Origin of the sequence: Lonsdalea britannica (assembly GCF_002111595.1) — a bacterium.
Taxonomy (GTDB): domain Bacteria; phylum Pseudomonadota; class Gammaproteobacteria; order Enterobacterales; family Enterobacteriaceae; genus Lonsdalea; species Lonsdalea britannica.
In genome coordinates this window covers 294,645-308,808 of the sequence record NZ_LUTN01000001.1, presented here as the reverse complement: position 1 = coordinate 308,808, position 14,164 = coordinate 294,645, and the positions used below count along the sequence as shown (strand labels likewise).

Annotated in this window: 13 protein-coding genes and 2 pseudogenes; 4 read left to right on the top strand and 11 right to left on the bottom strand. The window is 49.9% G+C overall.

Annotated features, from left to right (window positions below):
- Positions 1–195: 195 nt before the first annotated feature.
- The 8 genes and pseudogenes from AU509_RS01315 to AU509_RS01285 form a co-directional block, all read right to left on the bottom strand.
- Positions 196–4,053 (bottom strand): amino acid adenylation domain-containing protein, encoded by a 3,858-nt coding sequence (locus AU509_RS01315; RefSeq protein ID WP_094117464.1) that lies wholly within the window; start codon positions 4,051–4,053, stop codon positions 196–198.
- Positions 4,054–4,124: 71 nt separating this feature from the next.
- Positions 4,125–5,372, bottom strand: coding sequence for a questin oxidase family protein (locus AU509_RS01310; RefSeq protein WP_094117463.1), 1,248 nt, complete (start codon positions 5,370–5,372; stop codon positions 4,125–4,127).
- Between the two features lie 66 nt (positions 5,373–5,438).
- Positions 5,439–6,122, bottom strand: a complete 684-nt coding sequence (locus AU509_RS01305; RefSeq protein ID WP_094117462.1) for an HAD family hydrolase — start codon at positions 6,120–6,122, stop codon at positions 5,439–5,441.
- Between the two features lie 2 nt (positions 6,123–6,124).
- A pseudogene (locus tag AU509_RS01300) lies at positions 6,125–7,065 on the bottom strand (pseudouridine-5'-phosphate glycosidase).
- Positions 7,062–7,310: a tautomerase family protein gene (locus tag AU509_RS01295; RefSeq protein ID WP_094117461.1), complete on the bottom strand. Its 249-nt coding sequence runs from the start codon at positions 7,308–7,310 to the stop codon at positions 7,062–7,064. The pseudogene AU509_RS01300 and the gene AU509_RS01295 overlap by 4 nt, the downstream one beginning before the upstream one ends.
- Before the next feature lie 578 nt (positions 7,311–7,888).
- Positions 7,889–8,149: a DMT family transporter gene (locus AU509_RS18395; protein ID WP_244200967.1), complete on the bottom strand. Its 261-nt coding sequence runs from the start codon at positions 8,147–8,149 to the stop codon at positions 7,889–7,891.
- An 8-nt stretch (positions 8,150–8,157) separates the two neighbouring features.
- Complete coding sequence (locus tag AU509_RS18390) at positions 8,158–8,367, bottom strand: DMT family transporter (protein WP_254901494.1); 210 nt, start codon at positions 8,365–8,367, stop codon at positions 8,158–8,160.
- Positions 8,368–8,371: 4 nt separating this feature from the next.
- The gene (locus tag AU509_RS01285; protein WP_094117460.1) at positions 8,372–8,830 is read right to left on the bottom strand and encodes a DMT family transporter; all 459 of its coding nucleotides are present in this window, start codon (positions 8,828–8,830) and stop codon (positions 8,372–8,374) included.
- Between the two features lie 104 nt (positions 8,831–8,934).
- On the opposite strand from AU509_RS01285, the gene AU509_RS01280 reads away from it, so the two are divergent.
- Positions 8,935–9,873, top strand: a complete 939-nt coding sequence (locus AU509_RS01280; RefSeq protein ID WP_094117459.1) for a LysR family transcriptional regulator — start codon at positions 8,935–8,937, stop codon at positions 9,871–9,873.
- Positions 9,874–10,097: 224 nt separating this feature from the next.
- Here the strand turns inward: AU509_RS01280 and AU509_RS18385 are convergent.
- Together AU509_RS18385 and AU509_RS01270 are read right to left on the bottom strand one after the other, a co-directional pair.
- A pseudogene (locus AU509_RS18385) lies at positions 10,098–10,443 on the bottom strand (DDE-type integrase/transposase/recombinase); the annotation flags it as partial.
- Positions 10,444–10,456: 13 nt separating this feature from the next.
- Complete coding sequence (locus AU509_RS01270; RefSeq protein WP_085650911.1) at positions 10,457–11,059, bottom strand: TetR/AcrR family transcriptional regulator; 603 nt, start codon at positions 11,057–11,059, stop codon at positions 10,457–10,459.
- Positions 11,060–11,204: 145 nt separating this feature from the next.
- Between AU509_RS01270 and AU509_RS01265 the strand changes: the two genes are divergently transcribed.
- Both AU509_RS01265 and AU509_RS01260 read left to right on the top strand, forming a co-directional pair.
- Positions 11,205–11,606 (top strand): RidA family protein, encoded by a 402-nt coding sequence (locus AU509_RS01265; protein ID WP_094117458.1) that lies wholly within the window; start codon positions 11,205–11,207, stop codon positions 11,604–11,606.
- A gap of 381 nt (positions 11,607–11,987) precedes the next feature.
- A complete protein-coding gene (locus AU509_RS01260) occupies positions 11,988–12,176 on the top strand; it encodes a YjfB family protein (RefSeq protein ID WP_085650913.1) in 189 nt (62 codons plus the stop codon).
- A 138-nt stretch (positions 12,177–12,314) separates the two neighbouring features.
- Here the strand turns inward: AU509_RS01260 and AU509_RS01255 are convergent, their stop codons facing one another.
- Positions 12,315–12,692: a winged helix-turn-helix transcriptional regulator gene (locus AU509_RS01255; RefSeq protein WP_244200969.1), complete on the bottom strand. Its 378-nt coding sequence runs from the start codon at positions 12,690–12,692 to the stop codon at positions 12,315–12,317.
- Positions 12,693–12,792: 100 nt separating this feature from the next.
- On the opposite strand from AU509_RS01255, the gene AU509_RS01250 reads away from it, so the two are divergent.
- Entirely contained in the window at positions 12,793–13,914 is a 1,122-nt protein-coding gene (locus AU509_RS01250) for an NADH:flavin oxidoreductase (protein ID WP_085650915.1), read from the top strand.
- The last annotated feature ends 250 nt before the right edge of the window (positions 13,915–14,164 follow it).

Below are 14,164 nucleotides of genomic sequence, written 5' to 3'. Positions count from 1 at the left end.
CTTGGAATAGCAACTACCTGACGATCATCGTGGCCCGAAGCAAGCAGTGAAATAAGTTCGAATCTACCCTTCGCGCTTCTGATAGCCAGACACAATCTTCACCTTATTGATTGGGCTCGTGAACGGGGGGCGCATTGACTTCGCGCTACCGGGCACGACAACGGATGCACGAATTAATATCCATCCCCCTCTCGTTCAGCCAATGGCGCTCATCAGTTCATCAATGTGGCTCTCTTTCAGTAACTGATAGTGGTCTGCTTTCAAGGTGATTATGTTGGGGGGGACAACAGAAAAGCATTCGCTGCCTTCGATAAATGAGTAATCATCACCCTGTGCTTTTATCACGGTCACTGGCGCCTTTATTTTGCGTTGATTGAGTTCATGGAAGCTGTAAGTAAACTCGAATGTCTGCCCCACAATATTCGTTATACGTGCGATCTGCTCGTACACTAGCGCTTCATGGTGCCTGGCAATGAAATCAATAAAGTCATCACGTGTTGTGACCTGCAATAGGCACTGTTCCAGCAATGGATGCTGAATGCTTCCCATAAAAACCGAGAACAAAATTGTCAGGTAAGTTGGATTGGTAAAACTAGCTTCATAAGCATGAAGTGCAGCTGATTCTTGACGCACTGTTGGCGATCCCGGCGCGATTAGAATCAGCTCTTTCACTTGTTCGCCTGCACATTCAAGTTGCCAGGCGGTTTCAAATGCCACACGCGCACCAAATGAGTATCCCCAAAGCACATATGGCCCCTGCGGCTGTTTTTGTTTGATAAGCTGAATATCGCGTTCCGCCATTTCTTTTATGGTTGGGAAGATAGCTTCGCCAGCGTTAATACCACTGGCCTGAATGCCGTAAAATGGCCGAGTTGATGAAAGCGTAACAGCCAGCGTTCTCAGGTTCATGCAATAGCCGCCTAAACCTGGCCAACAGAATACCGGGTTCTGGCGCCCCCGCGGCTGCAAAGGGATCAATCGTGAAGTATCAGCAGCGTCTAATGAACTGGCGACAATATACAGAGCCAGTTTTTCGATGGTCGGCGCAGTAAAAATCACCTGAACCGGTAAATGACAATTCAGCGATTTATTTAAGCGTGTCAAAAAAGCCACGGCGATGAGCGAATTGCCACCGGCTTCAAAAAAATTATCGTCGATTGAGTATTGCGGTTGTTTGAGGCAGGTTTGCCATATCTCCGCAATTTGTTTTTCTAATGCTGTACGAGGTAAAACAATCGTCTTATGGGCAAGCTCAATCTTATGCGCGGACAGACTCTGAATATCAATTTTCCCGTTTGCCGTCTGCGGCAATTTCTCTAGCACGATAATCTTATTTGGCACCATATATATGGGCAGGAAACGCACTAGATCATCTCGCAAAATCTCCGCAGGCCCCTTCATATGAACAATGTCTTCTTTCATTCCCTCGCTTTGTTTTTGCTGTTCGGTAATACGTCCGCCTACACAGAAATAGGAAGCTCCGCGCCGCATTGAGAGAATGTTCTTTAATACAATGGCGGAAGGCAAATCATTACCGGTTTCAGAGCTGTAGCCTGACGCCATTAGCCCCATTAGCCCCATTAGCCAGTTATTACTCATCAGGCGCTGCATTTGCCTCCCCAAGGTGACATATTTCTGCCAGCCCGTTTGTTCCCTACTCAGCAGGGCAATACCAAAGGAAGCGTTTTCGTACACTTTCTGGTTAATCGCGATAACGTGTTTTTTCTGCACCAGCTGGCGGCTTACTAATTGGAATGTATTATTTTGATAGCGATAGAGACCTGCCTCCAACCCGGCAACTTTATCCGACATCGCCTGCACCAGAATATCCACCGGCAGTGGCGGATTCTGCCGATAGCTATCGATACGACAACTGGTCAGATAATAGTCCTCATCCGCAGCGCCGAGGTGTAACTTCACTTCAGGACAAGGCTGTTGAGCAACGATGCTAAAACCAAAACCCGGCAGAATATAGTCCAGCACGCCCTGCATGTGCCCCGCCTCAAAATTGAGCACCTCCTCAATATTGTTTTTATAAATAGGTTCTATCGCCATTTTTTTGCCGATGAAGTGGCAGCGGAAAAAAGGTGATTCGTCAACTAAGGTCTCAGAGCAAAATACCAGCTGATGTTTCACTGGATGATAATAATAAATCCCCTTCTCAAGACTAGCGATACCCACCAGTTCGACATAAAGCTGGGTTGCATATAATGCTCCCGGCGAGGACCAGGTATATTTCGGCAGAATACGTTCATCGCTCGTAAAACGCCCAAAGTAGCGCAGTAGCGTTCCTAAAGAAGCCAATGACAGTGTGGAAAGCTCCGCCGGCTGCCCTAATGGCGGCTGTTCACTAAGCATATTCCGAAGATCTTGTTCGCTAACAATTCCGCCTTCATAGTGACGATAAGTTTTACGGCCAAACGCCATCGCCCGCTGCTGCGGCGTTTCCTGAGAACCCGGTAGGTTGATAACCCAATCATTTTCGTTTTCATCGCGACATCCTGTATTCGCGAGTTGCATATAAACCTGAGCCTTATTTGCCTTTGAATAATGATGACTTTCCGCATTCCCTTGGTCCATCAGCGTGGCTTCTTTATTATTCAATTCGACGAAACTAATTAAATTCTGGTAGCCCGTGTGAGGATCATTTTTGACGATAACGGCGGCGTTTCTGACCCAGTCATGTTTCTCAATGGCGGAGCGTATCTCATCCAGCTCAATGCGGTAGCCGCGTAATTTAATCTGGTTGTCAGTACGGCCAGAATAACTAACGGTGCCATTCTCCCCCCAGCGAGCCAGATCGCCCGTTTTATACATCCTTGCCAACCGGTTTCCCGTCTGAGAGGGATCGAGCAGGAAACGTTCTCGGGTCATTTCAGGCCGGTGCAAATAACCCCGCGCTAATCCCACCCCGCTGATATACAGCTCCCCCGTTTCTCCCGCCTCGACCGGACGCAACGTTTCATCCAAAATAGAGTAGCGCATGTTATCAATGGGACGACCGATCGAAACCATGTCTGATTCTTTTTCCAGCACCTCTTTATTAACGGTCAGAGCCGAGCTATTAATCGTACATTCTGTCGGCCCATAAAGATTCACCAGCTGACAACGGGGTAATGTCTCAAGACAGAGCATCGCCAAACGTTTATGCAGTACCTCACCGCCGCTGAAAATCTGCTTAAGGCTGACACATTGCAGAATGTCATCATCATCCAAAATAGCCTTTAAAAGGGTGGGAACGCATTGCAAGGCCGTCACCTGGTAGCGGCGAATAGTGGCGATGAGACGCGGAGGGTCTTTATAAATACCTGGCTCTCCCATAATGACGGTGGAGCCGCAGGCCGGAGCGAGAATTTCCCATTGCGCCGCATCAAAACTCATCGGCGTTTTTTGCAGAATACGCGTTTGTGCATTGAGCTGATATTCACGGGCCAGCCATTGCATTTGATTGACGATGCTACGCTGCTCAATCATCACGCCTTTCGGTTTGCCTGTACTACCTGAGGTGTAAATAACGTAAGCCAGCGTATCTGGTGATAAGGGATATTCCTCCCGTGCTGTTATTGAGGAAGTCAATTGCGCCAAATATTTCTTCACATCCTGTTCGGTAAAAATATGAACCTCAGGCGGCGCTAATTGTGCAAGCTGTGGACGCAGGTGCTCCTGGGTAAAAACGACGGCCGCCCGGCTGTCTTCCAGCATATAGCGCAAGCGTTCCTTAGGATATTCGGGGGACAGCGGCAAATAGCCATTACCGGATAACATAATGCCCCATGCCCCGCTTATTAGTGACACGGATGGCTCAACAAACAACCCCACGCATTGGTCTTTGCAGTCAACGTTTTCCATCAGATAACGAGCCATTGATGCGGCTTGTTGCCAGAGATTTATTCTGGTCACAATTTCCTGGCGGAATATGATGGCAGGAGCTAAGGGTTCATATTCCATTTGTTGTTTAAATAAAGAAATAAGCGTAGCAGCAGAATCAACAACAAACGGACGAGCGTCATCAATGACCCTGGCCAAGTCACTATTATTTGTATTCAGAGACATTATTAACTTCCTCGAAAAATATAACGTATTTCTTCTAATATCAGTCTAATGACAGTGCCATTTTATTATCTTTAAATACTATCATCGGCTTGCTGTAAAAAACTTTCCGGAAGTTCAGGTGTCGTAGTAAAAGAACCGGCTGATTCGCGATAAATAGAGAGCCCGTGCGTTCTTTCCCATAATTTTCGCATAACATAAACCAATTTTGGATTATGCTCTTCTGCTTCAGCAATCGCGGCGGTAATAATGTTTTGCCAGTATTGTTGCACGTCCGGTTTCTGCATATCGTCAAACTGATTTTTAAGTCTGGAATCCAGATGGGCCATCGTCTGTGCATCAGGAAAATCACCACTGGAGAACAGAATGCCCATCATCCCCTGCCAGTATAGCCGCACGACGTCACGATGCTGGTGCTCCGGAAGCTGGCTGGCGATGTGTTCCATCGCATGCAGTGAGGTAATTAAATGCAGATTAACGAAATCACCAGGCCGCGCCAGATAAATAATGGCAACAGCGTAGTAGAGTTGCTGCCACACTGTGTCCATTTGTCCATGGCATAACCAGCCGGGTACTGCATCCATAAGCGGGTGGCCTTCCGCAACCGACATTGCAATAAGATATTGCAAACCCGAGCGTTTCAATTCCGAGTGGCAAGCGGCTTTTTCTGGCGCGATCTCGCCATTCTGAACCCGCTGCACCCACGTCTGATATTCAGTATTGCGCTGTTCCAGCGCTGTGCTGATAGCGATCAGGGACTCGAGAGCCGTGGCATCCCCGGTAAGACAAGATGCGGTTTGACGTTCCGGATGACACGAAACCCATGAGAACGCCATGTACGCCATTCCTTCGGTAATCATGCGTGGATGCCCATAGTCCAGCCCCCACCCCAAGTGGATCGTCGCATGCGTAAAAGCGCCAACCCAGCCGGGTAGCAGGACGGGCATCCATTTTTCCAGCACGGCAGGCAGCCCCTCCCGTTCCGTAAGGGAAGAAAAATAGTGACACCAGCTGGAAAAACTGGTCCGTCGCCCTAGCAATGACAGACAGTTTTCATCAGTCACCGTGTAACGTGAAGGTCGTTTGGGCTCGAGGCCAAAGCCATAAGTCGTTTCTTTAGCATACTGGTAATAATATTCTTCGATTCTGTTCGCTGACGCGCCCAGTCCCGCCAGCGCCACGACGGCATGCTTACTATGATTCGAAAGGTGCCCATTAAATTCAATATGATGGGAAGTATCAGCCAACAGTGCATCAATTCGTGCCTCACGGGACTGACCGGCGTCAGTCATCCTCTCAGCAGGGGAGATAGTAGAAGCCATAACGTATTCGTCCACTCGCAAACGCAAAATACTTTGTTGTTGAAGCTATTTTGCTGAGGTTAAAGGTCAGTCAGGCGCCCGTTGAGTTTGCATCGTCAGAATCGCATCGACTGTTTGATCAAAAGTGGTGGCGATCTGTCGTGGTTGCCGTCGCCCGAGTTGTTCCCTGCTATGCACGCCCCACGCTACTCCCAGCCCGATAATTCCCGCCTGTTGCGCCATCAGCAAATCATGGGAAGTATCGCCGACCATACAGGTTTGGGCGGCGGGGACCTGAAAGGCCGCCATCAAAACCTGCGCCATTTCAGGATGGGGTTTCGGATGAGCCACATCATCAGCGCCCAGGACTTTGGCAAAAAAAGGTGATAACCCTGCTGCTTCCAGCAAAGCATGCGCGCTTTTAGACACTTTACTGGTCGCCACGGTAAGGATAACGCCACGAGCCTGCAGTTTTTTCAGCCCATCGATAACCCCAGGGAAAACAAGTTGCGCAGCCCGGGGCAGAACCTGCTGACGAAAAGCCTGCTGGTATGCAGCCACCAGTTGCGGCATCCGCGAGTCCTCGGCGGGAATATCCATCAAATGCGTGAAGGCGATTTCCAGCGGTAGTCCAATAGTTTGCCGGATATCCTGTTGATGAATGGCGGGCCGTCCGTTCTCGCGCAAGACACTGCTGAAAGCCTGAACAATGCCTGAGGGCGTATCCACTAATGTTCCATCAAGGTCGAAAATGGCCAGCACCGGAGACATGTTCAGACCTCACCCTGTAGGAGGCGCGCATGAGCAGCCGCCAGCCGTGCCCCGACACCCGCATTGCTGATCAAGACTGAAATATTGGCTTTGACGGTTTTGCCTTTAGTCGCTTTGGCGACCGCGCGCATCAGGTAAGGCGTTGCGCCGGGACCGTGAATACCCTCCCGCTCAGCCTGTTCCGCAGCCTGCTGAATAATACCCTCAACTTCATCGCGATCGATCGCGTCCGCTTTGTTAACAGGCGCAGTAATCAGTACGGCGCTGTTATTTCCCAGCCGCCAGTGTTGCTCAATAATACTGGCGACCTGCATGTCGTCATCAATGCGATGTGGACTACGGAATCCGCTGCTTTCGCAATAAAAAGCCGGAAAATCATCCGACTGCCAGGAAATGATGGGGACACATTGCGTTTCTAAATATTCCAGCGTTAAGCCAAGATCCAAAATATTCTTGCTCCGGCGCACACCACCGCCACTTTCGAACGGGTAAACTGAATAAGGTCGGCGGATATATCCATACTTTTCTCTGCGCCACGATGCACCCCGCCAATGCCGGCGGAAGCAAGAAACGCAATACCTGCAAGTTCTGCCGCCACCAGCGAAGAAGCCACCGTCGTCGCGCCCATTCCACGCTGCGCCATAACAACAGGTAAATCCCGGCTGGTGATTTTCGAAATACCTTTCGCCGAAGCGAAGCGATCGATCTCTTTTTCTGTCATGCCAATGAGGAATTTGCCATTTTCCAGCCCGATAGTAGCGGGAGTAGCGCCTTGATGTCTGACCTCTTGTTCTATTTTTAATGCTGTGGCCAGATTTTCTGGATAGGGAAGGCCGTGAGAAATAAAGGTCGACTCCAGCGCAACAACGGGTTTCCCGCTATTTAATGCGTCCAGGACCTCTTCACTATAAGATAATAAATCAGTATTTCGATACGGTTTCATTTCGATGCCTTCTCCGTGGTGACGTTATAATTAGGAAAAGTATGCGTGAATTGCTTTTTCTGTAATATTTCATTCTGATAAATGTCATTCATCCATATTTCAGGTTCGACAGGCTCAAAAGCTACAGAAATAAATTCAGGCGGGCAGTTAACAATACGGCTTATTTCATGAATAAAGATACTGGCGAGATCATCGCGCTGTTTATTAGTTAATGACGGGAAATGCTTCATGTTGATATGCGGCATAAGTCAACCCACTCCATTGATATCCTAATAAACCGTAGAATGGATATTATGTGGTTGGTCACATTTTACTAGCTGATATCAAGGAAAATAACAGTTTCCTTTAACTCAACAGTTTTATTTTTTTTATATAAATCGAAATTATTATGTTTTTCATGCCAACGATGGGCTATAGATTACCCGTCAACTACCGATTTCAAATACCCTGCCGTGATAATCATCAGTGTAAGTTTTCCCCTCACATCTCCCACATCATATTTAAGAGAAACCTTATGGATAATAGCCAACTTGAAGCAAGCCCATCGGCAAAATACGCTTAGTCGATAATTAGACCATTTTATATTGCGACTGCAGCCACTCATCTTCACACCTAAATCGCCAGCATAAGCCATCGGGAGTGGGGTCTTAAATCCGATATTATTGTGAAAAAAATGAAACAGAAAGCGCTTCTCTGTTATTGCCGGCAGGATGATGAAGGGAGACGAATAGACCACTGCGTCAGGCAGATAATAAATCGACGCAGCCTAAGTTGAGCGTAGATGAAACGCGCCCTAATAATCCAAACCGTGACGCATGCATCATCAAAGATCTTTCTCTTTATGTTTATCCTTAAACAATAACGGCTGTGCGCTTTTTTTTGCCGATGATATTTTCGATACCCAAATACCTGAAATAATGAGCACTACCGCGAGTAAATCAAGCCACACGTTATTTGCTGGATGGATAATCTGATCGATCACCACACCGGAAATCATCTGACCACTGATAATCATCAATGCCGCCTGTGTCGACCCGGCTCGTGGCAATACGAAGCTGTTAATCGCCACAAACAGCGCCCCCATTGCCCCCCCTAAGTACGCATAAAAAGGCGCATCAAAATGAAAAGAGGAGAAGCCTTTCCCTGAACGACAATGATAATGGTCAGGAAAACAAAACCGACAATGTGGTTCCACAACGAAGCATAGAAAGCGTTACGCTCCATGCTCAGACGACCATTGATGGAGCGACTCAGGCTGATACATACGCCATTAAACAGAGCAATAACGATGAAAGTTATCATAAGATTATCTATATATTATCAGCAACGCGCTGCCGCTTAGGATGAGCGAGAGAGAGAGAAGATCCAGCCCAGAAAAGCGGCACTTGATGACGCCAAACCATCCTCGCAGGTCCGATAACAAACCGAAAATGATCTGCCCCGTGAGCATGAGTCCCAGTGTTCCGGCAAGTTCTAGTGGGCTGTTTACCGCAATGGCCGCCAATAGTACCGTGAAGGCCCCGGGGATCCCGCCGAGATAGCTCCACGTCGGCGCTTTACCCTGTCCGGGATGCGCAAAAACGTTTTTGCGTCTGCTCAATCCCAACAGCAACAGCCAGGCGACGATAGCGCCCGAACCATGCGCAAACCAGGAGGCTATCAGCGGTGAATTCCATGTCGCAAGGTAGCTGTTAGTCGTGATCATTACGGTTAGCAACACCCCCGCGCCGACAGCCAGTGAGAGAATACCGCCAGTGGTACGCATAACTTAAACACTCCTGAACAATTCAGTAATATTTTAAAAAAAAATCAGATAAGGTATAAGCCAATCCGAAAGAAACACATTGTTTACGAGTGGTTGCCAATAAAATGGATAATTTCGATACAATTCCGTTTTTCATTGCGGTGGTTGAAACAGGAAGCTTCTCGAGCGCAGCCCGTAAACTGGCGGTCACTAAGTCCGCAGTGAGTAAACGAATCAGCCAGTTCGAAGACGAACTCGGTATCAGATTACTAAACAGAACCACGCGTAAAATCAGCCTGACAGAAGCCGGCCTGAAATATTATGAATATGCCAGGGCCGCTAATTTGCTGGTCAAGGAGGGGCAGGACGCGATATCCAAAATGCAGGACACCGCGCAAGGTCTGTTGCGGATAACCGTTCCGATGGTATTCGGCAGGCTACATATCTCTCCGCTTATTCCGCGGTTTCTGCAGCAAAACCCACAAATCGAACTGCATATGTCAATGGACGACAGGATGGTGGATTTAGTCGGTGAGGGATTCGATATGGGGATTCGTATTGGACAGCTCAGTGACTCTTCCCTTATCGCCCGCCCTTTGTCACCCTGTACCAGCGTTCTTTGCGCCTCCCCCCAGTATCTTCACCAGTACGGCACACCCAACACGCCAGATGAATTAAATAAGCATAACTGCCTGCTCTATTCTTATTATCGTGGTGGCGCGGCCTGGACCTTTGATGGCCCGTATGGCCAGGAGCGTGTCTTCCCCCGTGGCAACTATAAGGTAAACAATAGTGAGGTACTGTATGAAGCCTTGCTGACCGGGACTGGGATCGCTCAGATGCCGACATTCATCGTTGGCCCGGCGCTGGCTGACGGTCGGCTCGTGCCCCTGCTCCCCGGTTATCTGCTGCCGCAGCATCATATTTTTGCGGTCTATCCACACCGCCGCTTTATGCCGGAAAAAATGCGTCTGTTACTGGATTTTTTCTTACGCGCTTTTGATGAGGATTCAGCGTACCGAAAACGGTATGAATATAAATCTGCTGAACATCCAACTCTCTGAATTTGAGGGCAATCAGTCAGATCGAACGCCGTAAAATCTATCTCCCTGGACTGGCTTTGTTATGAGACTCAATCAAGGTCATGGGCTCATTAGCCCGTGACTGACAGAGACTGTCCCAGCGCGAGAATCTCCAATGAGAAAAGCCCGCGCAGGGAAACTTAAGCGGGCTTTTTGTTTTCTGTGTTGACTGTCAGATGCGAGCGGTCAACGGGCGTGACGTTCTCATTCAGGCACTCCTGCCGCAGCCTGCCGTTAAAAGACTCCACCGTGGCATTATCTGTGGGGGGCCCGGGTCGGGAAAAGTCAATCCTTACCGCCCGTTCTTACCCCCATTTATCCAGCATTTTCCCTGCAAATTCAGAACCATTGTCGGTTTTCAAGTAACTGTGGCGAAGGTCGCCTGAGCGCTATGCTGTTCAGCATCGCTGCAACTTCGCTTGAGCGAAGATTCTGACCCATGCAGATCCCCAAACATTCGCGTGGATGGAGGTCAATCACTGTCAGCAGATGCAACCGACGCCCGTAGAACAAGGCGTCAGAGACAAAATCCATGCCCCACACGAGGTTTGGATAGGGGTATCCACTATTTTTCGTGAGCACCATCGCGTAAGCCACTTGCCAGTAACGTGAATACCTCAATCATTTTTGGGAGCGCCTGCTGCGGATCGTCGCTCGTCGCTATCCAAAGTGCGGCGTTCATCGCGGCGCTATTTAACAGATGTGCAGCGGCATCCGCGTTTACAGATTTGAGCACGCCGCGTTCTATCATATTTTCAATACTCTGTCGGGTGGACTCCAGGCAGCTGTTCTGGCTGGGCCATTGTGAGGGGTCGCCGAGAAAAGCCGGACCATCGAGAAGAACGATGCGGCGCACTTCTGCATCCAGCGCCATCTGGATATAAGCAATGCCTTCGGCCAAAAGTCTCTCCCAATCGTCATCGGCAGAGGCCGCAGCCGCTTTCGCGCGTTGCGCCATTTCACCATCAACCTGCGCGACAACTGCGGCCAGCAATCCTTTCTTATCGCCAAAATTGTGATATAGCGCCCCACGAGTCAAACCGACGCTCGCGGTCAGGTCATCCATAGATGCGGCGGCAAACCCCTTGTCAGCGAATGCTTTTCGCCCTGCCGCGATTAATTTGACGCGATTCTCTTCCATTTTTTGAGTACGGCGTTTAGCAACCATGCGATCTCCTTTTCACATACGTGACGTATGCAATTTTACATACGCTCCGTATGTGTGCTAGTTTTAATATACGCCGCGTATATTAAATCACTTACACGCGCCTTGCATTGCCCACGACACGCTGATTAAAGAAAAAGGAAACACGATGACCCAACCTGAACCCATTTTTCCCGCTGGCCGCCATGCGCTTTATGAAGAACACGGTTATTCCGCAGCAATGCGCTCAGGCGATATGCTGTTTGTTTCTGGTCAGGTCGGCAGCCGCCCGGACGGTACGCCGGAGCCGGATTACGCCGCACAGGTACAGCTTGCTTTCGATAACCTCAAGGCAACTCTTGCCGCCGCAGGATGTACATTTGACGATCTGGTGGACGTGACCACTTTCCATACGGACCCTGATAATCAATTTTCGACGTTTATGCGGGTGAAAAACGTTATTTTTCCTCAACCTCCTTATCCAAACTGGACTGCCGTAGGTGTTAACTGGCTGGCGGGATTCGATTTTGAAATCAAGGTGATTGCCCGAATTCCAGCGCGTCAGCAATAACGCCCAGACATGTTTCTGTGCAAAGCTCGCTAGCACCGGAACAGGCGTAAAGTGCGCAAAATATGAATACGATGCTTTCGCTTAGCGAGATCAACTTCAGTACCAAAACGCATTGCGCGTTGTTTAATTCATAGATCAAAACAACGACCTATTCATATTATTATTCATCATGTTAGCAGGTGAAATCTGTCCTAATATGTGCGGCTTCCGCATCCAATAAAGCGCGATTTAGCGACGCCATTAACGCGGTATATGCCATCCCCCTGAATACAGGTGAGTGTCTTATTCTTTTAAAGTTAATGACCAAATTACCGATGATAATTTAAGCTTAGAGTTAAGTCGCAGTTCGTTCCTTTTTCTTATATTGAATAGGAGAACAATATGGATGTATCGCAAATCGCTTCACTGGCTACCAGCCTTGATAGCCAAGAACTTAGTAGCCAGGTGAGTACCGCTCTACTGAAAAAGACCTTGGATAACCAAGAGTCCACCGCAGCCAGCCTTCTCAACTCTATCCCGCAGTTACCTGCGAATCCGGCGGTGGGACGTAATATCAATACCACCGCCTGAATAGCGTTTTGATTGGCTGATCGGCGAAATCAAAACTAAAAGGCCGCTTTAGGAAACTGAAGCGGCCTTTTGCTTTCTGGCATCAAGCGACAGATACCCTCATGAGTTAACGCCTGCCTACGCGGCGCTTACCGAGGATCATTGCGCGCTCCCCTCCCCCTCATCAAACGCCTGCCGCGCAGCTTCAACCTGAGGGAGATAATTCCGGGTCCATGCGCACAGCGCCTCGATAGGTTCCTTCAGCGTGCGGCCTAACGGGGTTATTTCATATTCCACCGCAATAGGTGACGTGGTGATAATTCGCCGCGTGATGATGCCGTTGCGTTGCAGCCGCCGGAGAGTTTGCGTTAGCGACTTTTGGGTGATGCCTCTCAGCTCGCGTTTCAGCACGTTAAAACGCAACGGTTTTTCACATAGCGAATCAAGGATCAGCACTGACCATTTATCCGCTATCTGGTCGAGCAGCAGGCGATGGGGGCATGGCGTTAGGGAGCAGTCTGCCGCTTGTTTCAGCATCGAAGTTTCCTCAAAGATACCAGGTAGCATCAGGGTACCTGATTGACGAGTGGTATACATAATATACTATAAACGGCGCTAACCTAACCGGAGAGATACTATGGCTTCATCCAAAGTCGACGTCCTGTTTCAGCCTTTTCATTTTAAAAATCTCACCCTGAAAAACCGCATCGTGATGGCGCCAATGACCCGTTCATTCGCCGTCGGCGGCGTACCGGATGAACACATCGCGGCCTATTACCAACGCCGCGCCGAAGGCGAGGTGGGCCTGATTCTTTCTGAAGGCACGGTCATCGACCGACCGGCTTCACGCAACGACGCTCAAATCCCCTTTTTCCACGGTGAGAAAGCCTTAGCGGGCTGGAAACGAGTCATCGACGATGTTCATGCCGCAGGCGGAAAAATGGGGCCGCAGCTGTGGCACACAGGCTCCACCGTCAGCTTTTTGACGGACTGGACGCCGGATGCCGAGGTGGAAAGTCCTTCCGGCCTGATTGCCCCCGATCAACCGCGCGGTGTGGCGATGAGCGAGGAAGATATCGCCGATACGGTCGCCGCCTTCGGTCAGGCCGCGGCCGACGCCAAGCGTCTGGGCTTTGACGTCGCGGAAATTCACGGCGCACACGGTTATCTGATCGATCAGTTTTTCTGGGCGGGGACCAACCTGCGCACGGACGGCTACGGCGGCGCGACGCTGAAACAGCGCTCCCGTTTCGCGGCCGAGATTGTGAAGGCTATGCGTAAAGCGGTCGGGCCTGACTTCCCTCTCATCCTGCGCGTCAGTCAGTGGAAGCAACAAGACTACGCGGCGCGTCTCGCGCCAACGCCTGAGGAAATGGCGGACTGGCTGGTTCCGTTGGTGGATGCCGGTGTCGATATCCTTCACTGTTCACAGCGGCGGTTCTGGGAACCTGAGTTTCCAGAAGTAGACGGGGAAAAAGGACTAAACTTTGCCGGTTGGGCGAAGAAACTGACCGGGGCGGCGACAATCAGCGTCGGTTCCGTTGGCCTGTCGAGCGACTTCATGAGCGCTTTTGCCGGTGAAGGCGCCAAACCGGATAATCTCGACAATCTGGTTGAGCGGATGGAACGTGACGAGTTTGATTTGATTGCCGTCGGCCGCGCTTTGTTGAGCGATCCGAACTGGGTCACCAAAATCAAAACGGGCCGGCAGGACGCATTGGAAGATTTCACCCCCGAGGCGCTGAAGACGCTGGTTTAACACCTCACACCGTTTTCCCCCAGCCCGGGCGTGTATCGCTAACGCCCTCTTCCCGACGGTCAGCGTTTAGCTGGCCGTTTCTTATTGGGCAAGTACGCCTATCCTCTGAACCGAAGCTAACTCCCAAAAATCGCCGTCACATCAATAATCCTCGCGTCAGATTCGCAACACGCTCAACGCGTCGTAACGCGGCTCCCATACCGATGAACCCGCCTCCATGGTTCTCCCTAAAGGATAAAACGCGGGTCTC

Bases quoted from the DNA above. Each gene is read 5' to 3' on its own strand.
- AU509_RS01270 (WP_085650911.1), bottom strand. From the start codon at position 11,059: ATGGTTGCTAAACGCCGTACTCAAAAAATGGAAGAGAATCGCGTCAAA.
- AU509_RS01295 (WP_094117461.1), bottom strand. From the start codon at position 7,310: ATGCCGCATATCAACATGAAGCATTTCCCGTCATTAACTAATAAACAG.
- AU509_RS01280 (WP_094117459.1), top strand. From the start codon at position 8,935: ATGGATAATTTCGATACAATTCCGTTTTTCATTGCGGTGGTTGAAACA.
- AU509_RS01250 (WP_085650915.1), top strand. From the start codon at position 12,793: ATGGCTTCATCCAAAGTCGACGTCCTGTTTCAGCCTTTTCATTTTAAA.
- AU509_RS01315 (WP_094117464.1), bottom strand. From the start codon at position 4,053: ATGTCTCTGAATACAAATAATAGTGACTTGGCCAGGGTCATTGATGAC.
- AU509_RS01310 (WP_094117463.1), bottom strand. From the start codon at position 5,372: ATGGCTTCTACTATCTCCCCTGCTGAGAGGATGACTGACGCCGGTCAG.
- AU509_RS01305 (WP_094117462.1), bottom strand. From the start codon at position 6,122: ATGTCTCCGGTGCTGGCCATTTTCGACCTTGATGGAACATTAGTGGAT.
- AU509_RS01260 (WP_085650913.1), top strand. From the start codon at position 11,988: ATGGATGTATCGCAAATCGCTTCACTGGCTACCAGCCTTGATAGCCAA.
- AU509_RS18390 (WP_254901494.1), bottom strand. From the start codon at position 8,367: ATGATAACTTTCATCGTTATTGCTCTGTTTAATGGCGTATGTATCAGC.
- AU509_RS01255 (WP_244200969.1), bottom strand. From the start codon at position 12,692: ATGCTGAAACAAGCGGCAGACTGCTCCCTAACGCCATGCCCCCATCGC.
- AU509_RS01265 (WP_094117458.1), top strand. From the start codon at position 11,205: ATGACCCAACCTGAACCCATTTTTCCCGCTGGCCGCCATGCGCTTTAT.
- AU509_RS01285 (WP_094117460.1), bottom strand. From the start codon at position 8,830: ATGCGTACCACTGGCGGTATTCTCTCACTGGCTGTCGGCGCGGGGGTG.
- AU509_RS18395 (WP_244200967.1), bottom strand. From the start codon at position 8,149: ATGGGGGCGCTGTTTGTGGCGATTAACAGCTTCGTATTGCCACGAGCC.